The organism is Streptomyces sp. CC224B (assembly GCF_030010595.1).
Classification (GTDB): domain Bacteria; phylum Actinomycetota; class Actinomycetes; order Streptomycetales; family Streptomycetaceae; genus Streptomyces; species Streptomyces longispororuber.
Genome location: NZ_JASCXL010000060.1, coordinates 31491 through 53687, shown reverse-complemented (window position 1 = coordinate 53687; position 22197 = coordinate 31491). Strand labels below are relative to the sequence as shown.

Genomic DNA, 22197 nt, shown 5'->3' with positions numbered 1-22197 from the left:
CGGAGCCGCTGAGGCAAGTGCGAGCGGCACGGACGGTGCCCGTGGCTCCGCCACTGATGCGGACTCCCACGAGTCTCATGGATCCCAGGGGGGGACTGTGACGGACACCCGAGGCCGAGGGACGCAGACGTCCGAGGCGACGGACGGTGCGGACGGTACGACCGGCCGCGCGGGCGGCGCCGGTGACGTACGTGAAGCCGGTGGTACGCGAGGTGGCGGCGACGCGCGCGGCAAGCGCGACGCACGCAAGAAGAGCGACGCGCGCGGCAAGGCCGACGCACGGAGCAAGAGTGAGACGCGGGGCAAGGCAGGCGCCCGGACCAAGGGCGACGCGCTGGGCAAGGGCGACGCGCTCGGCAAGGCGGACCCGCTCGGCGACGACGTCCTGGCCAAGGACGACCTGCTCGGCGGCGGTAATGTCCTCGGCGGCGGTGACGCGCTCGGCGCGGGCGAGACCCGGGGAAGCGGTGACGCCGCCGCCAGCGCGCTGCCCACCGAGCGCCCGTCCCAGCAGCAGGGCGCGCAGCCGTACCACCCGCCGCAGGCCTACCAGGCGGCTCCGGCCGGGGCGGTCCGCCGCCCGCGTACGGGGGCGCGCACGACCCCGCGCACGCGCAAGGCCAGGCTTCGGGTCGCCAAGGCCGATCCGTGGTCGGTGATGAAGGTCAGCTTCCTGCTCTCCATCGCGCTGGGCATCTGCACGATCGTCGCGGCGGCGGTGCTGTGGATGGTCATGGACGCGATGGGCGTCTTCTCCACCGTCGGCGGCACGATCTCGGAGGCCACGGGCTCGAACGAGTCCAACGGCTTCGACCTCCAGGCGTTCCTGTCGCTGCCCCGCGTGCTGACGTTCACCACGATCATCGCGGTCATCGACGTGGTCCTCGCCACGGCGCTCGCGACCCTCGGCGCGTTCATCTACAACCTCTCCGCCGGTTTCGTGGGCGGCGTGGAGCTGACACTGGCCGAGGACGAGTAACACCGTCCCCGGCCCGCACCCGCGCCACAGGGCCCCTGCCGTCGTCCGTACTCCGGACCGACGGCAGGGGCCCTTCGGCGTGTACGGACGGGCGGCGGCGCGCGGGGACCCGGGTGCGCCCGGGGGGAGCATCCTGAGCCCCTGAGCCCCTGAGCCCCTGAGCCCCTGAGCCCCTGAGCCCCTGAGCCCCTGAGCCCCGGCAGAGCCCGGGAGCATGCCCGGAAGGAGGGCGCCGAGCGGGAGCGGGGCGGCGAGACTCCCCGGGCCCAGGGGCCCAGGGGCCATCGATTTTGGGACTGGCCGCCACGTGCGCTAATCTTCAGTGGTCAGCGCGCGGGACAACCCCGCAGAGCGCGGCGGGGCTATAGCTCAGTTGGTTAGAGCGCATCCCTGATAAGGATGAGGTCACTGGTTCAAATCCAGTTAGCCCCACAGCGGCCCAAGGCCAGGTCAGAAGCCCGGTAGATCCCCAGGATCTACCGGGCTTCTACATGTGACGATCTTGATAATCCAGAATCCGTCCAAAAGCAGTAGCAGGAACCTGTTGGTGCGGAATGAGGCGCGCCGCCTCTACCCTGACAACACCACGGCCCCCTACCGCGTCGATCGGTAGGGGGCCGCTGGCATCCGACTGGAGCCCTCCCGAGCAACTGGCCGACGAACCGGGGCCTCCCGAGCACCCAGCCGCGGGCAGCACTCTGCCGGGCATCCAACCGGGGTCTGTGTCACCCCCAGCCAGGGTCACCCAGCGGAGCAGGCACCGGCGCGGGCGCCGGCGGCTCCTGGACGACATCCTCGGCCGCGCTCGCCACGGCCGGAGACGCCGACGCCGTCGCGCTGAAACCCACGGACGCCGCGACGGCCAGCAGAACAGCCGCGCAGAGCGAACGGACCCTGAACATGTGGCACCTCCGTGATGACCGTGAGGATTCAGGAGGAACGTTCCGTCCCCCCTGTCACCACCGTAGGCTGACATGATCCTGACCCCAGCCCAAGGGGGGCGCGCGCGGGAAAACCTGCATCTGCGGGAAGTTGCACTGTGAACGAACAAGGGGTAGCTGGGTGGACGACGAAACAATCAGAGCCCTGGCCGAGCTGGGCCTGACACAGAAGGATCTTGAGGCCTACGCGGCGATCTCCGCCGGAGCAACCCCGCCCCGACGGTGGACACCGCACCGCCTCCTCAACCTCGGCCTGATCGAGGACAGCCCCGAGGGCTACATCGCCTGCGACCCGCGCGCCGCCGTACGCCGCCTCCTCACCGCCGAGCACGAGATGCTCAGCCGTACGGTGCAGCGGCTCGCCCTCCTCCCCGCGCTGGAGCAGCTCGCCGCGCACTTCGAGCCACACCGCATGTACAGCGGGCCCGGCTCCGAGTTCCTGCCGACCGGCGACGAGATGAACACCCGCATAGGCGAGATCCTGAAGGCGGCTACACGGGAGCTGTGCACGGCGCAGCCCGCTCCGCCCGAAGAACGGGACCCCTCGGTGCGGCAGATGGGACGCCAGCGGGGCAGGGCCGCGGTCAGCCACGGCGTGGTCCACCGGGCCCTGTACAACAGCGCCGCCCTCAAGGACGAAGCCACCGCGGAGTACGTCGCCGAACTCCTGGAGGCCGGAGGCGAGGCGCGCGTCACCGCGGCCCGGATGCCCCGCATGGTCATCGTCGACGGCGCCCACCTGTTCATCGACAACGTCCTGAGCGGGGAGCACAGCGAGCCGGACGCGGGCTGGCACGTCACCGACCGTGCGATCGTCGCGTGGGCGAGATCCGTCTACGACATGTTCTGGTGGCAGGCGACCCGCTGGCAGGACCTCGCCCCCGCAGCCAGCGACGCCACGAGCACCCAGCTCCAGCGCCGGATTCTGCGCGAGCTGGAGGCCGGCGCCTCGCAGTCCCAGGTGGGCCCGAGGTTGGGGCTGGCGGAGCGCAGCGTGCACAAGGCGCTCGCGGACCTGCGCGAGGCGCTGGGGATGATGTCCATCTACCAGGTGATGACCTGGTGGGGGCGAACGCCGGAACGCGAACTTCCCTGACACCCACACGTGTTGATGTAGTGCGCGTGCTATAGATCGGCCCCTGCGCTGGGTACAGTGCCTGGTGGGGAGGCCGACGTGGCCATTCCGTCGGCCTGACGCACTACCCCAGGCGAGCCCGGTCAGCAAGCTCGGAAGGCACGCTGGCCGGAAGAGCGCCCCCTGCCGAATCACGCGGCAGGGGGCGTCTGCGCGCACAGTAAACCGCCCCGCCCCCCATACGGGGGACGGGGCGGGCGCGCTCAACCGGATGGCTGAGCGCAGCGGAGGCGGCGGACGCACATCACACCGACTCCGCGGTCCTCGTCAATACCCGAACTCGCTCGGGCAGGGCAGAAACAGGATGACCAGCGTGGACATGCAGAGGGCCATTGAAGACGTGGCGCTGGAAGCCGAACGATTGATCCGCGATCAGGTGTGGGTACTGACCCCCGCCGAGCGTCTCGTCGTGGCGAAGGCCGCCACCGAGTTGGAAGCCGCCGTGGGCACCCCGCAGTCCCAGCAGTCCCTGCCCGCCGTCGATCGGCTGGAACACCTTCGAGAAGCGCTCGCTGCTGTGGCTATCGCTCTCGCCCACGTCCACGGACGCCTAGCCTGGTTCCTTGGCGCGGCAGCCACTGCCCTCACGCCAGTCTTGCACTGGCGCGCCTTGTCAGCCGAAGACGGCCCCACCTTCGGCGCCGTCTCGCCAACCCTCCAGCAGTACACGGATGCCGAAGAGGCGATCCGCCGACTCCGAAGTGCCCTCGCCAGCATGGCCGACATTGTCATCACCTGATGCCGTCCGGCTCGGCCGACGAAGCTTCATGCTCGCTCGGACGAGACCTGGGTGAGCACGAGCCGGTGTGCCGGTAGTCGAGTTCGGGGCCGCGGCGGCTCTGCCAGAGGTGTGGCTCCCACACCGCGCCCGGTCGCATGATCGTCAGGCAGTTCATGCACCAGACCGACGGTCGGCCGACGGCGGTCCGCGCTTGGACGTGTGCCTCGCGTAGTGTCCGCGCGGAGTCGCAGGGGGCGCCCTGGAGGCACGTGGTGCAGGTGAGGAGGTGGTCGTTCCAGTCGGCATACGTGGCGATGACTTGGGTGCGGGCGGCGTGGCAGGGCGGGCAGGCGTGTGGGCACCAGTAGGCGTCGCCGCCGAGGCTGATGCCCTTGCCGGTGTGCAGCGTCGTCGGGCACCAGATGCAGGCGTTGCCCTGGGCCTGTGGAACGGTGAGCGCGGGCCCGTGCTCCACGGTCGCCAGGAGCAGGCGTGCGACGACGTCTGGGGAATTCACCGGCGCCTCGGCTGTCGCGGGTGTGGCTCGTACCGCAGCACGGCTGCCCGGGCTCGGCGTAGATCGTCGCGCAGGTAGGCGGCGCCGCGGCACCGTTCCTTGGTCCAGCCCGTGCCGCAGCGGGGGCAGGTCCGCAGGTGCTCCATGTAGATCAGGTAGGCGGCTTCGGCGCGCCGCTCCAGCGGGGACTGGTCACGGGTGATCACGTCCCCACCCCCTTCATCACCTCGTGCGCGGCCAGGTAGGCGGCGCGCAGCTCGTCGGGATCCGTGAGGAACAGGGGCGCCGTCGGGGCCACGATCCAGGAGCGGGTGCGGGCGGTGAGCGGGGCGACGACGGCCGGGTCCGGGGCGGAGACGAAGTCACCGCGGGCGAGCGTCGTGGTCTGCGGGGCGTACCAGGACCGCGCCGTGTCCGCGGGCACGAGGGCCTCGACGTGGGTCACGGTGTGCAGCACGGGCCCGAGCAGAGCGCCGTCGGCGCGCAGACGGTGGACAGTGCGCCAGCCGACGCGCTGCGGCATGCGCACCACGTCCCAGGCCACCCCGGCGGGGACCGGCGCGAGGTCTCCGCGGTCCCAGGCGGCGAGCGCTCTGCGCACGTCGGCACGCGCTCCCGTGAGCCAGGTGACAGCGCCCGCGGTTGCCGTACTCTCGCCCATGTCGACTCCATTCAGTCGGCCACGCCCCGGGGCCGTGACAGCGGTCGCCGGGGTCTTGTCGTAACTACCGACGCTAGAAACTGACGTGGAGCCAGCGCCACGAAGTTGCACCGAATTACAGGCGTGTTGAGGCTCATGAGGTGCGGGTGCACGCCCCCTTGACCGCACGACGCGTGGGGATGAACGTGGTGCAAATCTCTGCAACCGAGTAGCGCGGAAAGCGGGGCACCATGACCATTCACTTCGTCGGTATCGACCCTGAAACGGATGAGGACGGATGCCCAACGGTATGGGTCGACAGTGCGACGTCAGACCTGCTGATCCAGGGGTACGAGGCCGACGAGAGGACGGTCACCCAGTGCGAGGCCCTGTCGCCTGCGCGGGTCCCGATCCCACCCGGCGAGGGGATCATCAGGGTCCCGGCCCGTATGGTCTCGATCATCAGGAAGGCGTGCGATGAGCTTGATCCCGGAGTTCGCTGAACTTCTCGTCGGCACCACGAAGTCGGCCGTCCACCTGGAGATGCGGGATGCCTACTACAGCAACCCTCGCTTCGAGGCTTGGCAGGAAGGCCGCCGAGTCGACTGGTCTGACCGCGCCTCGTGGTGGCGGCCCTATCATCAGAGCGTCGCGGATGCTGTCGCCCGCGGCGTCCAGGTGCGCCGGGCCCGAATCATCTCAGAGCCGGTCAGCGCGTACATCCGGTGGGAGCACTACCAGACCCGCGCCAACATCGAGGCGGGCGAGCAGGTCCGCTGGCTGCCCCGCCACCGCACGTGGGACATGCTGCTCCCCGGCACCGATCTGTGGATCTTCGACGAGCGGCTGATGCGCGTCCACCACTTCTCGGGCGACGGCGAGTGGATCACCAAGGAGCTGCGCGACGAGCCCGCCGTGGTCGGCCAGCACGCAGCCGCGTTCGAACGGGTCTGGGAGCGAGCCGTGCCGCACGACCAGTACGAGGTCAAGTAACCGCCGATGCCGCCCTTCCCGACGTCCAGCGCGCAGGAAGCGCGCGCAGCTCTCGCGGGCCGCCTGCGGGAGCTGCGCCTGGACGCGGGGATCACCGGCAGGGAACTCGCCCGACGCTGCGGCTGGTCGGTGGCCAAGTCGTCCCGCATCGAGAACGCCGTCACCGCCCCGTCGGACGCAGACGTCCAGGCCTGGTGCACGGCCTGCGACGCCGTCGACCAGGCCGCGGACCTGATCGCGGCCAACCGCCAGGCCGACTCCATGTACGTTCAGTGGAAGCGCCTCCAGCGCAGGGGCATGAAGCAGTTGCAGGAGGCTTCGACCGCGCGGTACGAGCGCACCCGCCACTTCCGGGTGTACGCCTCCCACGTGGTGCCCGGCTACCTTCAGACCCCTGGCTACGCCACAGCCCTCATGGGCACCATCGCGGCCTTCCGCGGCACCCCCGACGACGTGAGCGAGGCCGTGAAGGCACGCATGGAGCGCGCGCGGCTACTGCACGAGGGAGATCACCGGTTCGCGACCCTCATTGAGGAGCACGTCCTGCACCACCGCGTCGGGGACACGGACGTGATGGCGGGCCAGCTCGGGGCGCTGCTCGCTGCGATGGCGTTGCCCTCCGTGTCCCTGGGGGTCATCCCCACCACGGCACCACGGGAACAGGTCATGTGGCCGCTGGAACAGTTCACGATCTTCGATGACGCGCGTATCCACGTGGAACTGCTCGCCGCGAAGGTCACTGTCACGGCACCGGGCGAGATGGACATCTATCTGCGGGCGTTCGCGCGGCTCTTCGATCTGGCCGTTCATGGGGCAGAGGCGCGCGCCCTGATCTTGCGGGCCATCGAGGCCCTGCACTGACCAGGCAGGCCGAAGGCCCCCTCCCGCCCGAAGGCGGGAGGGGGGAAGCGTTTTAGCGGGCCAGCAGAGCGAACAGACCCGACCCGGCACCGATCACCCCGGCCAGCGCGGCGATCGTCGGCAGCGGCCACCGGCCGCGCTCCAGCGCGTCCAGGCGCCGCTCGTGCTCGTCCAGCGTCTTGTCCGTCTGGTCGCCGCGCTGCACCAGGAGCGCGAGCTGCCCGCGCTGCTCGGCGAACCCAACCTCCATCGTCCGCCGCAGCTCGGACAGCTCCAGCGCGACGTCACGCGACTCCGGCAGCGTCACGTCACTCCCGCCTCCGCACCGTCTCCAGAACCCCCGGCCCCTCGGCGCCGCCGCTCGTCGCAACCGCGGTCAGGAGCGCCAGGACGGCGGCGAGGCCGGCAGTGCTGAGCGCGGCCGTCCAGGGCGCGTCGAGGATGCCGAAGCTCCCCGCGCCGAGGACGGCGAGGAGGGCCTGGGCGAAGGTGCGCACGACGCGTTCAGCGGTCGCCTTCCAGAATGCGGCGGTGTTCACGAGGGCCTCTTCTCCAGCGCGGTGACGCGCTTCTCCAGGGTGGCCAGCCGCTCCTCCACGGTCGGAGGCTTCGGCTTGGGGGTGTCCGGCTTGCCCGGGGTCCAGCCCGCGGGGTGCTTCAGGCGTTCGGCGACGCGGGCCCGCATGGCGGGCATGGTGAAGCCCTTGGGGTCGATCTTGTCGGCGGACCACTCCAGGTGCCCGATGACCGACTTCGCTCCCCAGTTGTGGATGCGGCACACCGCCGCGGTGGCGCGCTCGATCGCGTCGAGCTGTGCGTCTGTCCAGGGGTCGCGTCCGTCGCCGGCGTTCTCGCACTCGAAGCCGTAGAAGCGCGCGTTGCCGTCCAAGCCGTTCGCGTTGCCGCGGGTGGGGGCCGGTGGGCGGGTGCCGTAGTCCTCGGCGATGACGCGGTCCAGGACCTTCGGGTCCCCGCCGCCCGCGTGGTTGGTACGGCCGTAGCCAACGAGGTGGACACGCCCGTCCTTGGTGATCACGCCGTGGCAGAGCGGGCCGGGCAGAGTGGCGTAGCCGGTGCGGCAGAGGGCGACGGGGTCGGTCGGCCGGCGGGTGACGGTGTGATGGACCAGGACGCCGTGCACGGGCCCCCAGAGTCCCTTGTGGTTGCGGTTGTGGGTGCGCCAGTTGCCGACTTCCACCACGGTCAGGCCCTCATCGCGCAGGGCATCGAGGAAGCGGGCGGCGGACGGTGGCTGGGCCATCGTCAGGCCTCCTTCGCGGGGAGGGCGGCACGCACGGCCGCGTCCTTGGCCTCCAGGAGCTTGCGGAGCGCCACGGTCAGCTCCGGCCCGTCCAGGCTGCGGCGGGCCAGCTCGGCGGCCAGGTCCTCGAAGAGGCCGGCGACTTCCGCCAACGGCGGGGGGAGGTGGGTGGTGTCGAAGTACCGCAGCACATGGCGCGCGGCGGGGTGGAGATCGGCCATGAGGGCCTCCAGACATGAGAAAGGCCCCGGGCCGGGGTGGCGCGGGGCTGAGGGGAAGCGCGGTGAGGGTCAGGTGGTGACGTCGGCGGCCGAGGTGTTGGAGGTGACCCCGGACCCTTCGGCGACGGGCGCGACGGTCCAGGAGCCGCGCCAGTCGTTGCCGTAGCGCTGGATCAAGGTCACGGGGTTGGTGCCGCCCTCGGCCGAGAAGGCGTGACTGGCTTCGTTGCCCGAGCCGTGGGGGCGGACCTTGTTGCCGGACAGGGAGATGGAGGAGCTGCCGCCCTGGAGACGGATGCCCCAGGCGTCGCCGTTCTTCGCGCGGCTGGGGCTCTTGATGTAGTTGTCCCGCAGGTGGATGTTGTTGCTGTTGGCCGTGACGAGGATGCCGCTGGCTCCGGGCTCGCGGACCTGGTTGGCGACGGCGCTGGAGTGGTCGCAGCCGGTGAAGGTGATGCCGTTCGAGCCGACCAGCCACACCTCGTTGCCGGTGATGACCAGGTTGCCGCTGTCCTCGGTGCTGATCCCCGTGCCGTCGATGTTCGCGATCACGTTCCCGCTGATCGCGGCACGGGAGACCTGCTGGAGGCGGATGCCGTTCTGCCCGCCGCTGCTGCCGTCGATGCTGTTCCCGGCCACCGTGAGGTTCAGGATCTGCCCCGAGGTCTCGCCGAGCGCGACGATCGGTTCGTCGTAGCCGCCGCCCGCCCGGAAGGTGTTGCCGGTGATCGACAGGTTCCGCATCACCTGGCTGGCGCTGGTCTGGGTGCCGTCGGGGAGCTTGGTGTCCTCGGTGTCGGAGACGATCACGGTGCGCAGGCGTACCCCTGAACCGCAGCTCAAAAAGGTGTTGCCGGTGATCGTCGTGTCCTCCCAGTTGTACGCGCTGACCGCGTACTGGAGGAGGTTCTCGAAGGAGCAGTCCGAGATGCGCACCCGCCGGTGGTACTTCGTGATCGTCGCGGAGTGCGAGCCCACCCCGCGCGGCCATGCCGTCGTACCGGGGGTCCCGGACGCACCGACGTGGCAGCCCGTGATCAGCACGTCCTCACACGGCGTGTGATCGTAAGGCCCAAAAGCGCCGAATGCCCCCGATGATTTTGCGAGATCCATCTGGATGGCCTCGCTGAAATCTCTTCCACCCGGGTCCGAATAGCCCCGGAATTTGCAATTTCGGATTACCCCGTGACTGGTGCTGTTCAACTCAATAGCGTGATATCCCGGGGTGTCGCGCACCTCCAAATCCTGAATAGTGATGTCCGTGGCGTGGCCGATGGAAATACACATCGCGCTCCCGGTAAGGCCGGGAAAGGTTCCGCGCATGTTCCACAAGCCACCCTCGATCGTGATCCGCGAGTGCCCGGTGTAGCCGGGGAAGGCCTGCCCGAAGTCCCCGTTCACGATCATCGTTCCGGCATGAGCACGGCGGAACTCGGCACCCGCCATCAAGGTCAGCCGCGTGTTCGAGTAGATCCGCAGCGTCTGCCCGATCAGGTACACCCCGGGCGGGACCAGGACCCAGGCACCCCCGAGGTCACGCGCGTAATTCAGCGTGGCCTGGATGCCGGGCGCGGCGTTCGTCGCCCCGCTGCTGTCGGCCCCCAGGTTGGTGACCATCAGCCAGGAGCGCTGAGCCATCGCCTCCAGCCGACGCGCGGTGACGTCCATCCCCGGCAGCCACTGCTCGAAGGGAGTAGACACGCAACCCTCCTCTCCTACAGTGATGCGATCGCGGGATAGGCCAGCCGCACACCGGTGCCGACCGGGTGCGCTTTCACGACGCCGTTGAGCGAGCGGGTCACGGTCAGGCGCTGTCCGCCGACGACCTCGAAGGCGCCGAAGCGGATCGTGGGAGCCGTGTTGGTGTTGCCGGAGAACCCGGAGGCGCCGAGGCCGACGGCGCCCTCAGCGATCGGCGCGTCCGTGACCGTCGCCTCGTGCTGCCACGCCGCGGGCTCGGGCGAGCCGGTCTTCCAGGCCCGCATGCGGATGCGGTGCCCCTCGATCCGCACCCTGAGTTCGACCTCATCGCCTGGCGCGTAGGTACCAGGCACCTGCGGGGCGCCGCCGATCTGCGTGGCTCCCCGGGTGATCGACAGGGCCAGGTCGCCGCCGGGGGCGAAGTGCAGGCGGGCCCGGTAGCTGTTGGTGACGCTCGCGTACCGGAGCAGGACGGCCGGGGTCAGGCTGGCGCCGGTGGACACCTGCCCGGCTTGGACCCGCACGCGGACCTCGCAGTCCCGGACGCCCCCGAGCAGGGTCTGAGCGCGCAGCGTGCTGACCGCCGAAGGCAGGGTGACGACGCCGCGGGCGCCGTTCACGGACCGGTCGGCGGCGGCCCCGCCCGCTGTCGCCCAGGGCAGGCCGCTGGAGGTGGTGCCCCAGCCGTCCGTCACCGAGCGCGTGAACGTGTCGGCGAGCGCTGACACCGACGTCGCGTGCACGACTTCCCCACCGAGCCGCAGCGGAATCGGCATCTCCGCCGGGTCGCTCGTCCACGGCAGGCCCGCGCTCACCACCTCCAGCACGGGCGCCGTTGAGGTGGCCGGGACCAGCAGCGCGCAGCCGTCCGTGTCGGCCTTCCCGTACAGGGGGTGGTCGGCCTTGGCGGTCATCCACGGTCCGGCCGCCTCGCACGTCAGCGTTCTCTCCCACGTGCGCGGGCGGAACGTCTCAGTCCAGCCGGTGACGATCAAGTCCACCTCGTCGTGGGAAACCCACGGCGGGAGTCCGGTGAGGCGTACGACATCCCCCTCGCGCAGGGCGAGCACCGCCGGGATCAGGGACGGAGCGCGGTGCAGGAGAATCCGCACGGACGGGTACCGTGCGGCGTCGTGCGTGCCCAGGTGCAGCCGCCAGTAGGCGTGCTGGGTCGGCTGGAGGTCGTCGTCCAGGGCGAGCGTCACGGCCTCGTCGTACCGACCGATCCCCGCAGGCGGCACCTGCACGGACAGCGGCCCCTCCTCGAGGACCGCGCGCGCCGAGCTGCCGCCCTGCCTGGTGATCGTGATGTCGTTGCGGGTGCTCGTGTCGTCGTCCACAGGCTCCAGCGGCGGAGCCAGGTGCCCCGCCCGGTAGTCCAGGACGAGGGCGGGCTCCTGCGTGTAGAGGCTGGAGCGGTCGCGGTAGACCAGGCCGAGCCGGGCCCGGTCTTCGACGAGGAGTCCGCCGTCCACGTCGGCCGCCGCCTGGAGCAGCGCGAGCAGGGTCTCGGGCCGCTGCGGGCCGACCCGCTCAGGGGTGAGCGGGCCCGCGATGCGCCCCAGCGGGATGGACTCCTCGGAGGCCAGGCGCAGCATCCGCGCCCACGCCGTCTCGCCCGCGTAGCCGTCATCGCTGCCCGTGTACAAGCTGGAGTTGGCGGTGCGCAGGACGGCCAGGTGGCCGATGGACCACCCCTCGGTGGCCGGGCCCCAGGTGGCGGTAACGGCGGTGACCCGGCCCGCCGACGCGGAGGCGAGGGTGCCGCCGATGCCGCCCGCATCGCCGCCGACGTCCTGAAAATCGAGGCGCCACTCGGTCTGCCCGGCGCCGGTGTCGCGCGCCCACAGGCGAAGACGCACCCAGCCGTGGAAGACATCGCTCCCCAGCCCGACGACCGTGAAGATCACGTCGGTGCCGGAGGAGTCGTAGCCGTAGATGCGGGCGGCGCCGGCCCGCATGGCGATGACCCAGCGGCGCACCGTGCCGGTGGTGGAGATGCCGATCACCTCCGCCCACGGGCCCGTGCCAGCGGGCGCCTTGTCGTCGGCGGTGTACACAAACTCCACCTGCCACTGCCCGGCCGCCTCGTGGGCGGGAACGATCGCGGACAGGGTCGCGGCCGCGGTCAGGCGCGGCAGGGCACGGGAGCTGGGGAGGGTGTCGGCGGCGCCGAACTCCACGCCTGTCACGGCGGCCGGCCGGATGCCGGGGATGGGCGAGTAGGCGCGGGTGGCCTCCCGCTCTTCTTCCATCGGCCAGTACGCGATCGGACGCCCGGAGGGGATGCGCCGCCGCAGGGTGGAATCGAGGGCCTTGGCGCCCTGGCCGTAGCGGCGCAGGATGCCCGCGGCCTGGACCGGGGACCAGACGTCCTGGCCGGACGGCGCCCAGCGCTGCGGCCAGGAGGAGATCTCACCGACGAAGAGTTCCTGCCGGTCGGCGACGGCTGCGGCTCCGCTGTAGGACCACGTCCGCCCGGCGGAGTCCGTGAAGGCCACAGCGCCGAGGGGCTGGGCACTGAACACGGGGCTGGCAACCACGGGGCCGTCGATGCCCGAGCGGACCTCGGCCGCGTAGACGCGACCCTCGACGGGCCGTCGCGGCACGGCCGCAGTCAGGTCGGTGGGGCCCACGGCGAGCGGCGCCGTCCCTGAGTGGAGGCTGATGGTGCCGGTGAGGGTGGAGGTGGTGCCGAACCGAACCCACGGCCCGGCCAGGGTCTCCGCCCAGTAGAAGCGCACGTCCCGGCCACCGCTGCCGTTGTCGGCGTCAAGGGTGGCGCGCAGGGCCGCGCGGCGCGGCAGCGCGGGCAGCGCGCGGGAGTGGAAGAACGCGGTGGAGCGGTCCCCGCCGGTGGTGTAGGTGAAGTACAGCAGGCCGTCGACCACCTGGAGCAGGTACGACCGCTGGTCCCCGGCCGTCTCCCACTTGCCGATCAGGGTGTGGGTGCCCGGCGCGTACCAGGACGTCTCCGCCTCAACTCGTAGGTCCAGGTCGCCGGTGAGGTCCAGGGCAGCCGTGGCGGGAGTGGACGCGCAGGTGCCCGGGGTGCCGTCAAGGTTGAGGAAGCGGGGGCCGCCGGGCAGCCAGAGCCGGACCGGGGTGTTGCGGCCGATGAGCCCGAAGTACGGGCTCATCGCGTTGCGCGGCGAGTACCGGCCGTCGCGGTTGTTGATCGTCAGCGGCACGGAGGCCGGGTCCGCGCCCGTGCTGCTGTTCCGGATGCCGCGCGCGTGCGTGATCGGATCGCGGGTGCGGACGTCGCCCGTGATGTCCGTCCACACCCCGCCCACCTGGATCTCGATCCGCAGCCCCAGCGGCGTCTCCGGGAAGGCCATGTCACCTCCCGAGGACGAGCTGGACGTCGCCGCCGCGCACCGCGACCGCGTCGCGGAGGATCTCCAGCAACATGTCGTCGACCCGGCTCCCGCTGGAGCGCAGCTCCACGACCGTCCGGCCGCCGCCCGCGGCCGGGGCGCCCGCGCGCGTGCCGGCGGCCGTGCCTGCCTGGCCCGGCGGAGGCGTGGTCACGAGGTTGGCCAGGCCCTTGTTCATGGCGGGCGCCTCGGCCTCGGCGCCCTGGAGGATGCCGGGCGGAATCCACCGGCCGATCTGATCGGCCATGAGCTTGGACGGCGAGCCGATGCGCAGGGCGCGCGCGATCGGGCCGGGGATGATCCGCTTGGCGAAGGACATCAGGCCGGACTTCAGCCAGCCGCCCATCGAGCGCACCCCCGCCATCAAGCCCCTGACCAGGTCCTTTCCCTTACCGACGAGGAGGTCCTTGAGGGAGCCGATCGCGGACGAGATACGGCTGGGCAGGGTGCGCATCCAGCCGAGGAACGAGGACACGCGCGCCGATGCCGCGCTGCGGAAGGCGTTGAACCCGGTGGTGGCCGCGCCACGCAGGACGCCGAGCAGGCCCGAGATCGCGGAGCGGACCCGGCCGGGAAGCCCGGCGAGCCACGCGACGAGCGACCGCATGGCGCCCACGGCCCCGTTCTTGGCGCTGGTGAACCAGCCCAGAATCCAGCCGGGGACCCGGCCGAGCCAGGCGACGACGGCCAAGACGCCCTGGACCGCCGTGGCGACGCCGGTACGCACGGCCGTCCAGGCGATCACGGTGTACTGCTTGACCAGATCCCACTTCGCGATGACCAGCGCCACCAGGGCGGTCACGGCCAGGATCACCCAGCCGATCGGGCCCATGGCAATCAGCCACTGCGCGGCCATGACCGCGGCCCAGGCGACCGCCCGCGCGGCCATCAGCACGAACTGCGCGATGGTCACCGCGGCGACGCGGATCACCTGGGCGGCGAACGCCGCCATGGACCGCAGTGCCGCGCCCGCCCACGCGGCCGCGGTGCGGGCCGCCGAGAGGACCGCGGCCTTCGCAATCCGCGCGTAGGCCAGCACGCCGACGGCCATCATCCGCAGCCAGCCCGCGATCGCCGTCCAGGTCGAGGCCGCCATGAGCCGGTTGGCGACCGCGACAACGCGGGCGCCCACCGCCCACGCCTTCATCCCGACGACGACCAGGACGATCGCGGTCGCCAGCGCGCTCAGCACGCCCGGCGGCAGCGCGTTGACGACCCGCGCCAGCACGAGCGCCACCTGCGTGGTCAGGCCGATCAGCGGTCCCAGCGCGATCAGCAGCCTGCCGGCCGCGATGGCGAGCTGCCCCAAGGTGGCGCCGCCCTCGCGCGCCATCTCCAGGAACTCGGCGAACCCCTCGCTGTCTTCCAGCGAGGTGCCCCAGCGGGCGAACGCCGCCGACATGTCCACCAGCCCGCCGGTCACCCCGGCCGACATCGGGAGGAAGGCGTGCAGGACCCCGGCGAAGCCGACCACCAGGTTCCGTAGGACCGTCAGGAAGTTGCGGAGCGCGGGCCCGGCCGCCGCCGCGGTGTCGGCCACCCACTCCTTGAAGCGGTCAGACCTCACCCCTTCTTCGAGGTCGTCGAAGAAAGACGAGAACGCGCCCGCCGCCGCGCGGACGAAGGGCGTCAGGCTCGGCAGCAGGCTCCGCAGAAGCTCGATGCCGCGCGTGACCAGCGGCATCGTGGTCGGCGCCAGGCTGTCCGACCAGGCCTTGTAGTCGTCCTTCAGGCCGATGAAGGCCTTCGCGGTCGCGCGCGTCGCGGGCGGAAGCTCGGCGAGGGCGTCCGTGTACGCCTTCTGCTTCTCGGCCGCGTCCGCCGCGCCGGACGCCGCGGCCTTCTGCGCCTCCTCGGCGAGCTTGGCGACCTCAGCGACGCCCTCCATCTGCGGGCCGACCGCGAGGCTGAACGCCTTCACGGCCAGCCCGGCCGCCACGGCGCCTGCGGCGATCGCCCCCAGGACCGTGACGACGGCGGCCCCCGCGGGTGCGGCGGCCCCGATCGCGGCCACTGCGGGAGCCACCTTGCGCAGCGCGGAGGCGGCGAGCTGAGCGTGCGCGCGGATGCCGTCCGACAGGCCCCGGCCCGCGGCCTCACCCTCGGAGACGAAGCGCCCGCGAAGGTCGCGCAGCGTGCCGTCAGTGGAGCGCTGGAGGCCGCGCAGGCGCAGCTCGGCGGAGGACAGGCCCGCGCGCCAGCCGGAGTCGTCCGCGCGGATGAAGCCGACCAGCTCGCCGAGGCGCAGGGCCATGGCGCCCACCTCCCGTCGTGCGTGGTGGTGGGCGGGGCGCGCTTGCCGTGAGGAGGCGCTGGGTACGCTGTGCGCCTATGGCGGTGGCTGGGTGTGGCACCGCGTGCTGTTGGATAAGTGCCGGTGTTCAGCCGCCGGTTGGGGTGTGCGCGAGGTGGCGGGGTTGGTTCTTACTTGTCTGGAGTGCCGGTCTCACAAGAAGTGAGGGAAAAGTGGGCAGCGGCCGGGTAACGTCCCTGGTCGGGGCCTGTGGTCCCCGCGCACGCGGGGGTGGTCCCAAGTACGAGCTACAGCCACTTGACGAAGTTTTGTGGTCCCCGCGCATGCGGGGGTGGTCCCACGCACAGCGCAGCGGTGAAGGGGTCCTTGCCGTGGTCCCCGCGCGTGCGGGGGTGGTCCCGTCAAGAAGTCGCTCAACGACTTGACGGCGAAGTGGTCCCCGCGCGTGCGGGGGTGGTCCCACGCCGACCTCGGGCGGCGTATCCGCCAACTGGTGGTCCCCGCGCGTGCGGGGGTGAGGACTCAAGCAGAACCGCTAACGCCCTGATCGGCCTCGTGGCCGGTCAGGCAGCGGCAGCCGGCCCCGGTCGTCCGCGGGCGCGAAGTGCCGGGCCAGCCGAGACTCGGTGCTGAGCAGGCCAAGGATACGGATCTTCAGCCAGCGCCAGGAGCGGGCCCGTAGCAGGCCGGTGCCGACGTCGATGCCGTACACCTCGTGGAGGTCCGCCTCGATGAGCGGCCACTGCTCCAGAAGCCTGGCCCAGGTCAGTCCTTCGAGGCCTTTCGGGCGCGGCTGGTAGCCGGGCGGACGCTCGTACCACTCGTGGAGCCCCGTCGCGGGGTCGACTTCGCCGCGCCCGATCCACCCTTGGTGGCCTTCGCCGTCGCGCGCCGCGTCTCCCGGTTCGGGGCCCTGCGAGAAGGGTCGCCAGCCGCCCTCCAGTACGCCTGTGCCTGCTCCACGTCAGCGATGATCCAGAACATCGCGGTCAGGCCCGCGTGCCTGATCCAGGCCCAGTCGACACCGTCGGCCAGGAGCTGCTCGTACACAGGTCCCAGGCACATCTCCAGCAGGTCGCGCTCCTCGGCGTCGTCGAGCTGCTCGGCATCGAGGGCCTCGCCCCCGGCGATCAGCCGCGCCGCCGTGGTGGTGATGCGCTGGACCCTCAGCCCGTCCTCGCCGGACGGGGACGGGATGCGGTACGTCTTGCCCTTGATCGGCAGAGTCAGGCTGTCGTCGAACAGCTCGTCCAGGGCTTCGAACGTGGCCATCAGGCGGCCACCGGGTTCGTGATCGGCATCAGCGGCCCGGCCCCGGTGAGGGTCACCTCGACCTGGTCCAGGTCGTTCTTCTCGCCGCCCTCTGGCGCCCAGGTGACCAGCGCCCGCCCCTGGTAGGCCTCGGGCAGACCGTCGCGGTCCATCCACCGGACCGGGATCTTCGACTCGGCACCCCAGGCGAACGCGGTCAGGCGCAGCCTCTCGTGGACCGGGTGGTAGACCGTGGAGTCGGCCGACTTCTTGCGGTTGAACTTCACGGTGACCGTCCAGCCCATGCCGGTCTTGTCGTTGTCGTCCCAGCCCTCGTCGTCGTAGGTGCCGGAGTCCTCGTGGTTCGGCTCGAACTCGGGCTGGAACTCCACAACGGCCGGACAGAGCTGCCAGTCCGGCGTGGCCTCGCTGCCCATGTTGACCTCCAGCCGCCAGCGGCGGGCGAGAGCGGTGACATCGGTCGGCGTCGACATGACGCGGCCTCCTATTCGTACAGGTGGGGTGAGGGCCGCGTGGCCCGGAGGTAGTAGGTGGCGGCGATCTCCTGGCGGCCGTGGACGTCCTGGCCCATCGGGGCCTGCGCCTGCCGCCAGATCAGCGCCACGTGGACGCCGTTGAGGACCAGGCCGCGGCGGTTGTGGAGCAGGTCGAAGACGCCGTCGGCCAGGTCCTCCACGTCGCGCGGGTCCCGGCCGCGCCGCATGCGCACCTGAACGCCTGTCACGACGTCCGTCAGGTCGGTGTCCTCGACCGGGTACGCGGTAAGTACGACGGCGCCGTCCGGGGCGTCCGGCAGAACGGAAAAGAGGAGCCCGGTCTCGCTTGCCGTGTACACGCCGTCCGCCCGGTACACGGCCAGCCCGGCCTCGGCGATGAGAGCGGCGAGGCCATCCAGGAGCGCGGTCGTGTAGCGCACGGTTCACCTGCTTTGGGGGAAGAAACCGTTCACGGAGGGGGACTTGTGGCCGTCCGTCGCCTAGCGTCTATGGCGTTGATCCGGTCTTGGCTGAGGAGGGGCATGGAGTCGCACCGGGGTGTGATTTCCGTCGATTACAGTCAGTTTTATGTGATGGAGGAGCCCGACTCGGATTTTGATGTCCCTCAGGTAGATCGTGATTTCGCCAGCGGGAAACCAGTTCTGGTTACACCTGGAGAAATAACGATTTGCAGTAAGGTGCAGTGGCACTATGCGCCTGTAACTCTTTGCTCGGCATCCGTCGGCGTCGAATCGCCGCCCATTGCCGATGAGTGGGTACACCTTGATTCAGTGGAGTACCGACCGGTGTATCGCGGCGCAATGAGGGTCTTCGGGTGTACTACAGGCCCGGCGACCCCAGAAGTGCGACTGGAGTTATCCCCGAACCGGACTTACACGGTGCACGTATATGCCAAGGGGCGTGAAGATGCGCATGCCCGGTGGGATGAATACCTGGCCAACGACGTATCTGCTGACGATGACGAGGACACCGACGATGACGATGACGAGTACGGCGAGGTAGACAACTTCCACGAGCAAGTTTTTGAAGAGTACCTGATCGCTTTTGTCCCTCTCGGCTACCAGGAATCACCGCAGCCAGCCGAAAGGCCTTGGCGACGTCAGCCATGAAGCGCTAGCCCCGTAGCCAGCGGCGAAGCGGGACCGCCATGAGCCGGAGCATGGCCTCCCTGGAGTCGTTCATCGCCGACTCCAAATACTTCGCCTGGCGTCCGGGCAGGTGCCGCCAGGTCAGCTCCTCGTGCTGGCGGACCGCGTACACGGTGTCGTACGAGATGGCCCCGTTCAGCCCGTCGACGTCGACGCGGCCGGAGCGCTCCAGCGTGCCCTCGTCCAGCGGCACGCGGCTGTTGGAGACGCCGAGCGCGTGCTCCAGGGCACGGGAGAGGCCCTCGCTCGCGAGGCGGCGGCCGCGCGCGGTCCACAGCCGCCGCCCCTGGAAGTTCATGCGGACGTACTGCGTCACTGGAGCTGCACCTCCAGGTGGTCGGGGGTGGGCAGGCCACCGCCGTCGCGAGCGAGGGCGGCGATGACGGTCGTCTGACGCCCGTCAGGCAGCGTGACGCGCGAGCGCGCCGGGCACCGCGCGTCCGGCAGCGCGTAGACAGTGGAGGAGGAGGTGACTTCCTCGCCCGCCGGGTTGCGGACCATGCGGGTCTGCTCGTCGAGGAAGCACCGCATAGCCGTCGGGGGCCCGTACTTGGACCCGTACGGTCCCTCGCCCTCCCACGCCTCCACGACCACCTCGTGCCGGAGCAGGTAGTCGGGGATCAGCACTGCACCAGCTCCCCCAGCCGGAAGACGTCCGGGGTCAGGTCGGGGCCGCGAAGGGCTTCCAGGGCCGCGTCAGCGACTCGGCGGCCCTGAGCCGCGCCGTCGGTGCCGCCCGAGGCGCCGGACAGGGCCACCGAGCCGATCTTCACCGAGCCCCACAGGCCCGCCGTGCCCAGCTCGTCGCCGGTCGCCGCCCACCACTGCGCCTGCGCGCACACCGCGTCCGCGAAGGCCTCCCGCACGCGGGCGTGCGACGGGTAGCCGTCGCCGTCCACCCGGTACCAGCACAGCCGGAACACCTCGCTGTCGAGGAATCGCGAGGCGTGGCCGAGCCGGGCCGCGATGTCCGCCGGGGCCGACTGCCCGGTGTACGTCTCGTACTGCGCCTGTGTCGCGTAGATCCTGGGCACCGGGCCACCTCCTCTACGCGGACGTGCCGACGATCACGACGTCGTACGTGACGCCCGTGCCGCCCGCGGAGTTGGCGACCTTCAGCAGGTCCCCGGTCCCGGCGGTCACCGGGTACGCCGTCGCGTCTGCCGGGCCCGTCATGACGCCCAGGCAGGTGCCCGGCCGCAGCGTCACGGTGCCGGTCGCGCCGAGCAGCGCCGCCCACGCGTTCGTGCTGGCGTTGCCGAGGATCACGTTGTTCGTGTTCGCCGCGGCGGCCGCGATGAACAAGCCCTTCACGCGCCCGAGGGTGAGGGCCTGGCCGAACGCGTCGGTCAGCGCTCCGGCCAGGTCCAGCTCCTCGCTCGCGGATGCGGCCAGCGTGCGCCGGTCGTGGAAGACCCGGTCCGCCTTGCCCGCGGTGGTGCCGTCCACGAGCTGGACCGCGCGTCGGAACGCCAGCGGGTCGGATGCCGTGGTCAGGTCCAGGGGCTTCGTCTGCTGCACGGTCGCGGCCACGGACAGGGACGCGGTCAGGCCCATCAGGAGTCGCCTCCGTCCGTGTATTGCGCGGCCAGCTCGTCACGGCTGGCCTTCTCCGTGGCGTCCGCGTCCATGCCCTGGCGGACGGCGTACGCCTTCCAGTCGGCTTTGGACGCGGAGCGGGCCGGACGCTGCATGCCGTCCGGCCCGCCGCCGTTCCCCTCGCCCGCCCCGTCCGGCGGGTCCTGTTCGCTGATCCCGTACGCCGGATCAGCGGCGAAACTGCGTAGCTGCGCGAGCGCCTCCTTCTGGGACGTCTCGCACACGCCGTCGATGAACCGGACGATGCCGCCGATCTCCAGTTGCGGGTAGGTGGTGCAGGTGAAGCGCGCCACGGGGCACCTCCTAGGCGGTCGTCTTGAGGTTGGTGATCTTGCCGTGGGTGCGCTCGTTGCCGTACTTCAGGCCCACCTCGCCGTAGAGCTGCGTGCGGTCCTTCGCCCCCGTCCGCGCCAGCGGCTCGGCGAAGAAGTGCCCCTTGCCCGGGATCTCCTGGTACACGGGCATGCACTGCTCCAGCGACACCACGGCCACCTGGTCCGCGGGCATGTGGCGGTTCAGCATGACGTTCAGCCGCCCGAAGTCCGTCTCGATCGTCTGCACGTGGACGCCGCCGACGCTGCGGGTCTCCTCGCGGTAGTTCTTGTCCGCGACGAAGATCTTCGTCAGCATCCGCTTCTGCCAGGAGTTGCACATCAGCGTCGCCGTCTCAGACTCCTGGATGCCGCCGTTGTCCCACACCTTCTGGAGCAGGTCCAGGACGAGGGACTCCGTAAGCGGCGACGGCTGGGTGCCGGCCGTCCCGCTGTCGCCGTCCGGGGCCGCGATGACGTTGGTGGTGATGGCCGGGAGGATGCCACGGGTCCGGCGGGCCTGCGTGTTGTCCGCGGGCTTGAGGTAGGTGCCCTGGATGAAGGAGTACTCGACGTCGCGGACCATCTGCTTCAGCATCTGCTCGACCTGCCAGTCGAGTTCGTTCAAGACGGGGTTGGTCTCGGCGTTGTTGAGTCCGGCCTTGATCTGAGTGGCGGCGAGCTTGGTGTAGGACACGCCCACGGTCTCGTGGTGGATCTGCACGATGTTGGTGACGTTCGCCCGGACGCGCTCTTCCTCGCCGGGGGCGTCCGCGCCCTCCAGCTTGGCGTTCTGCCCGGCGGCGCGCAGGTCGTAGGTCTGCCACTCGAACTCGATCGAGTTCGTCTGTCCGCCGCCCGTCAGGCCGCCGATCGCGGAGAAGAACGGGGTGTCGGCGGGGGTGAGCAGATGCAGCACGCCCGTGTAGTTCGGCAGGTTGTACGTGGTACCGAGCCCGGTGATCTGGGCCATGGCTCTCCTTCAGGAGGTCTTCGAGGGCGCGGCCACGGCCGGGCCCGGGGCTACTGCTGGGCGGCCTCGACGGCGGCCAGCTTGGAGTTCTCCAACTGCATGACCAGGCGCCAGTTGCCGTCGGCCCTGGCCTGCGCGATCTGCTTCTCCAGGGAGGCCGGCTGGTCGCCGGAGGCGCCGGGGAGGTCGGCGCCGGAGCGGCCGGGGCCCTTCGCGGGGGCGAGCCTGCCGAGCTTCTCCACGGCCTTCTTGATCGCCGCGTCGTCGACCGTGCCGTCCTGGCCGACGAACTTCGCGAGGTCGATGAAGTCGGCGAGCGGGGCGAGGTCCACGCCCGCGCGGGCGGCGGCGGCTTCGAGGCGGGCCTGAGCGATCCGGGGCGCGGCTTCAGCCAGAGCGGCCGTGCGGCCCTGCTTCTCCGCCGCGGCGACGGCCTTCTCCTGCTCGCTCATCTGCGCGGCCTTGAGCTTCTCCAGCTCGGTGGCCGCGGCCTTGTTCTCCTTGGCACGGGCCTCCCACTTGCGGGCCTCCGCCTTCCAGTCCGGGCCCTCCCCGCCCTCGGAAGGGGCGGGGGCTTCAGGCGCGGGCGGGGCTGGTGTGGGCGGCGCGGGGACCGGGTCACCGGCCCCGGGTGCGGGCGGGGCTCCGGTGCCGGAGCCGCCTTCTCCCTCGCCGCTGCCCCCCGCGATGGCGTAGATCGGCGAGCCGTTGCGGCGGTAGCCGAGGAGTGCTCCGGCCCGGTGCGTGGCGAGCGGGTGCTGGAAAGGGTGAGGCATGGGTGATCTCCCTTTGC

The 22197-nt window shown here is 70.9% G+C and carries 26 protein-coding genes, 1 tRNA gene and 1 pseudogene; 8 read left to right on the top strand and 20 right to left on the bottom strand.

All coding sequences use genetic code 11. From position 1 onward, the window contains the following. The first annotated feature begins 97 nt into the window (after window positions 1–97). From QK440_RS23695 to QK440_RS23680, 4 genes are all read left to right on the top strand, one after another. Window positions 98–979 (top strand): DUF3566 domain-containing protein, encoded by an 882-nt coding sequence (locus QK440_RS23695; protein ID WP_282795199.1) that lies wholly within the window; start codon window positions 98–100, stop codon window positions 977–979. Between the two features lie 358 nt (window positions 980–1337). After that, a tRNA-Ile gene (locus QK440_RS23690) sits at window positions 1338–1411 on the top strand. A gap of 630 nt (window positions 1412–2041) precedes the next feature. Continuing rightward, a complete protein-coding gene (locus QK440_RS23685) occupies window positions 2042–3016 on the top strand; it encodes a hypothetical protein (RefSeq protein WP_282795198.1) in 975 nt (324 codons plus the stop codon). Between the two features lie 358 nt (window positions 3017–3374). Beyond that, window positions 3375–3794: a hypothetical protein gene (locus QK440_RS23680; protein WP_282795206.1), complete on the top strand. Its 420-nt coding sequence runs from the start codon at window positions 3375–3377 to the stop codon at window positions 3792–3794. Here QK440_RS23680 and QK440_RS23675 read toward each other — a convergent pair. The 3 genes from QK440_RS23675 to QK440_RS23665 are packed head-to-tail and all read right to left on the bottom strand — an operon-like array spanning window position 3787 to window position 4954. Further along, window positions 3787–4293, bottom strand: a complete 507-nt coding sequence (locus QK440_RS23675) for a hypothetical protein (protein WP_282795197.1) — start codon at window positions 4291–4293, stop codon at window positions 3787–3789. The genes QK440_RS23680 and QK440_RS23675 overlap by 8 nt on opposite strands. Continuing rightward, complete coding sequence (locus QK440_RS23670; RefSeq protein ID WP_282795196.1) at window positions 4290–4499, bottom strand: hypothetical protein; 210 nt, start codon at window positions 4497–4499, stop codon at window positions 4290–4292. Before QK440_RS23670 ends, QK440_RS23675 begins: the two co-directional genes overlap by 4 nt. After that, window positions 4496–4954, bottom strand: coding sequence for a hypothetical protein (locus tag QK440_RS23665; protein ID WP_282795195.1), 459 nt, complete (start codon window positions 4952–4954; stop codon window positions 4496–4498). The genes QK440_RS23670 and QK440_RS23665 overlap by 4 nt, the downstream gene beginning before the upstream one ends. Window positions 4955–5184: 230 nt before the next feature. Here QK440_RS23665 and QK440_RS23660 point away from each other — a divergent pair, with 230 nt between their 5' ends. From QK440_RS23660 to QK440_RS23650, 3 genes are read left to right on the top strand one after another with little or no spacing between them, the layout of a single operon-like run. Beyond that, on the top strand, window positions 5185–5436 hold the full coding sequence (locus QK440_RS23660; RefSeq protein ID WP_282795194.1) for a hypothetical protein: 252 nt from the start codon (window positions 5185–5187) through the stop codon (window positions 5434–5436). Further along, window positions 5411–5926 carry a DUF6879 family protein gene (locus tag QK440_RS23655; protein ID WP_282795193.1) on the top strand — a complete coding sequence of 172 codons (516 nt, stop codon included), beginning with the start codon at window positions 5411–5413 and terminating at the stop codon, window positions 5924–5926. Before QK440_RS23660 ends, QK440_RS23655 begins: the two co-directional genes overlap by 26 nt. Before the next feature lie 6 nt (window positions 5927–5932). Then, a complete protein-coding gene (locus QK440_RS23650; RefSeq protein WP_282795192.1) occupies window positions 5933–6787 on the top strand; it encodes a helix-turn-helix transcriptional regulator in 855 nt (284 codons plus the stop codon). Between the two features lie 52 nt (window positions 6788–6839). On the opposite strand, the gene QK440_RS23645 is transcribed toward QK440_RS23650, so the two are convergent. The 10 genes and pseudogenes from QK440_RS23645 to QK440_RS23600 form a co-directional block, all read right to left on the bottom strand. Next, complete coding sequence (locus QK440_RS23645; RefSeq protein WP_282795205.1) at window positions 6840–7037, bottom strand: hypothetical protein; 198 nt, start codon at window positions 7035–7037, stop codon at window positions 6840–6842. A gap of 58 nt (window positions 7038–7095) precedes the next feature. Then, on the bottom strand, window positions 7096–7326 hold the full coding sequence (locus QK440_RS23640; RefSeq protein ID WP_282795191.1) for a holin: 231 nt from the start codon (window positions 7324–7326) through the stop codon (window positions 7096–7098). Between the two features lie 107 nt (window positions 7327–7433). After that, window positions 7434–8048 (bottom strand): annotated as a pseudogene (locus tag QK440_RS23635) (N-acetylmuramoyl-L-alanine amidase); the annotation flags it as partial. Window positions 8049–8050: 2 nt separating this feature from the next. Further along, window positions 8051–8269 (bottom strand): hypothetical protein, encoded by a 219-nt coding sequence (locus QK440_RS23630; RefSeq protein WP_282795190.1) that lies wholly within the window; start codon window positions 8267–8269, stop codon window positions 8051–8053. Window positions 8270–8338: 69 nt separating this feature from the next. Beyond that, window positions 8339–9970 carry a right-handed parallel beta-helix repeat-containing protein gene (locus QK440_RS23625; protein WP_282795189.1) on the bottom strand — a complete coding sequence of 544 codons (1632 nt, stop codon included), beginning with the start codon at window positions 9968–9970 and terminating at the stop codon, window positions 8339–8341. 14 nt (window positions 9971–9984) lie between these two features. Further along, on the bottom strand, window positions 9985–13311 hold the full coding sequence (locus tag QK440_RS23620) for a hypothetical protein (RefSeq protein WP_282795188.1): 3327 nt from the start codon (window positions 13309–13311) through the stop codon (window positions 9985–9987). Between the two features lies 1 nt (window position 13312). Next, window positions 13313–15604 (bottom strand): hypothetical protein, encoded by a 2292-nt coding sequence (locus QK440_RS23615; RefSeq protein WP_282795187.1) that lies wholly within the window; start codon window positions 15602–15604, stop codon window positions 13313–13315. Between the two features lie 765 nt (window positions 15605–16369). Then, window positions 16370–16876, bottom strand: a complete 507-nt coding sequence (locus tag QK440_RS23610; RefSeq protein WP_349239315.1) for a hypothetical protein — start codon at window positions 16874–16876, stop codon at window positions 16370–16372. Next, window positions 16876–17349: a hypothetical protein gene (locus QK440_RS23605; RefSeq protein WP_282795186.1), complete on the bottom strand. Its 474-nt coding sequence runs from the start codon at window positions 17347–17349 to the stop codon at window positions 16876–16878. The genes QK440_RS23610 and QK440_RS23605 overlap by 1 nt, the downstream gene beginning before the upstream one ends. Window positions 17350–17360: 11 nt before the next feature. Beyond that, a complete protein-coding gene (locus QK440_RS23600) occupies window positions 17361–17792 on the bottom strand; it encodes a minor capsid protein (RefSeq protein WP_282795185.1) in 432 nt (143 codons plus the stop codon). Window positions 17793–17894: 102 nt separating this feature from the next. Here QK440_RS23600 and QK440_RS23595 point away from each other — a divergent pair, with 102 nt between their 5' ends. Further along, window positions 17895–18482, top strand: coding sequence for a hypothetical protein (locus QK440_RS23595; RefSeq protein WP_282795184.1), 588 nt, complete (start codon window positions 17895–17897; stop codon window positions 18480–18482). A 4-nt stretch (window positions 18483–18486) separates the two neighbouring features. On the opposite strand, the gene QK440_RS23590 is transcribed toward QK440_RS23595, so the two are convergent. The 7 genes from QK440_RS23590 to QK440_RS23560 are packed head-to-tail and all read right to left on the bottom strand — an operon-like array spanning window position 18487 to window position 22180. Beyond that, window positions 18487–18837, bottom strand: a complete 351-nt coding sequence (locus QK440_RS23590) for a hypothetical protein (RefSeq protein ID WP_282795183.1) — start codon at window positions 18835–18837, stop codon at window positions 18487–18489. Next, the gene (locus QK440_RS23585) at window positions 18834–19148 is read right to left on the bottom strand and encodes a hypothetical protein (RefSeq protein ID WP_282795182.1); all 315 of its coding nucleotides are present in this window, start codon (window positions 19146–19148) and stop codon (window positions 18834–18836) included. The genes QK440_RS23590 and QK440_RS23585 overlap by 4 nt, the downstream gene beginning before the upstream one ends. Continuing rightward, a complete protein-coding gene (locus QK440_RS23580) occupies window positions 19142–19555 on the bottom strand; it encodes a hypothetical protein (protein WP_282795181.1) in 414 nt (137 codons plus the stop codon). The genes QK440_RS23585 and QK440_RS23580 overlap by 7 nt, the downstream gene beginning before the upstream one ends. A 13-nt stretch (window positions 19556–19568) precedes the next feature. Then, window positions 19569–20078, bottom strand: a complete 510-nt coding sequence (locus QK440_RS23575; protein ID WP_282795180.1) for a hypothetical protein — start codon at window positions 20076–20078, stop codon at window positions 19569–19571. Further along, window positions 20078–20413 carry a hypothetical protein gene (locus tag QK440_RS23570; RefSeq protein WP_282795179.1) on the bottom strand — a complete coding sequence of 112 codons (336 nt, stop codon included), beginning with the start codon at window positions 20411–20413 and terminating at the stop codon, window positions 20078–20080. The genes QK440_RS23575 and QK440_RS23570 overlap by 1 nt, the downstream gene beginning before the upstream one ends. Before the next feature lie 10 nt (window positions 20414–20423). Next, complete coding sequence (locus QK440_RS23565; protein ID WP_282795178.1) at window positions 20424–21404, bottom strand: DUF5309 family protein; 981 nt, start codon at window positions 21402–21404, stop codon at window positions 20424–20426. A 50-nt stretch (window positions 21405–21454) separates the two neighbouring features. Continuing rightward, on the bottom strand, window positions 21455–22180 hold the full coding sequence (locus QK440_RS23560) for a hypothetical protein (protein ID WP_282795177.1): 726 nt from the start codon (window positions 22178–22180) through the stop codon (window positions 21455–21457). Window positions 22181–22197: the final 17 nt, after the last annotated feature.

What these genes read in the sequence shown, in the direction of transcription:
- QK440_RS23650 (WP_282795192.1), top strand. Translation starts at nt 5,933, where the DNA reads ATGCCGCCCTTCCCGACGTCCAGCGCGCAGGAAGCGCGCGCAGCTCTC.
- QK440_RS23660 (WP_282795194.1), top strand. Translation starts at nt 5,185, where the DNA reads ATGACCATTCACTTCGTCGGTATCGACCCTGAAACGGATGAGGACGGA.
- QK440_RS23610 (WP_349239315.1), bottom strand. Translation starts at nt 16,876, where the DNA reads ATGGCCACGTTCGAAGCCCTGGACGAGCTGTTCGACGACAGCCTGACT.
- QK440_RS23615 (WP_282795187.1), bottom strand. Translation starts at nt 15,604, where the DNA reads ATGGCCCTGCGCCTCGGCGAGCTGGTCGGCTTCATCCGCGCGGACGAC.
- QK440_RS23605 (WP_282795186.1), bottom strand. Translation starts at nt 17,349, where the DNA reads ATGTCGACGCCGACCGATGTCACCGCTCTCGCCCGCCGCTGGCGGCTG.
- QK440_RS23645 (WP_282795205.1), bottom strand. Translation starts at nt 7,037, where the DNA reads ATGGAGGTTGGGTTCGCCGAGCAGCGCGGGCAGCTCGCGCTCCTGGTG.
- QK440_RS23575 (WP_282795180.1), bottom strand. Translation starts at nt 20,078, where the DNA reads ATGGGCCTGACCGCGTCCCTGTCCGTGGCCGCGACCGTGCAGCAGACG.
- QK440_RS23665 (WP_282795195.1), bottom strand. Translation starts at nt 4,954, where the DNA reads ATGGGCGAGAGTACGGCAACCGCGGGCGCTGTCACCTGGCTCACGGGA.
- QK440_RS23655 (WP_282795193.1), top strand. Translation starts at nt 5,411, where the DNA reads ATGAGCTTGATCCCGGAGTTCGCTGAACTTCTCGTCGGCACCACGAAG.
- QK440_RS23620 (WP_282795188.1), bottom strand. Translation starts at nt 13,311, where the DNA reads ATGGCCTTCCCGGAGACGCCGCTGGGGCTGCGGATCGAGATCCAGGTG.
- QK440_RS23595 (WP_282795184.1), top strand. Translation starts at nt 17,895, where the DNA reads ATGGAGTCGCACCGGGGTGTGATTTCCGTCGATTACAGTCAGTTTTAT.
- QK440_RS23560 (WP_282795177.1), bottom strand. Translation starts at nt 22,180, where the DNA reads ATGCCTCACCCTTTCCAGCACCCGCTCGCCACGCACCGGGCCGGAGCA.
- QK440_RS23565 (WP_282795178.1), bottom strand. Translation starts at nt 21,404, where the DNA reads ATGGCCCAGATCACCGGGCTCGGTACCACGTACAACCTGCCGAACTAC.
- QK440_RS23680 (WP_282795206.1), top strand. Translation starts at nt 3,375, where the DNA reads ATGCAGAGGGCCATTGAAGACGTGGCGCTGGAAGCCGAACGATTGATC.
- QK440_RS23630 (WP_282795190.1), bottom strand. Translation starts at nt 8,269, where the DNA reads ATGGCCGATCTCCACCCCGCCGCGCGCCATGTGCTGCGGTACTTCGAC.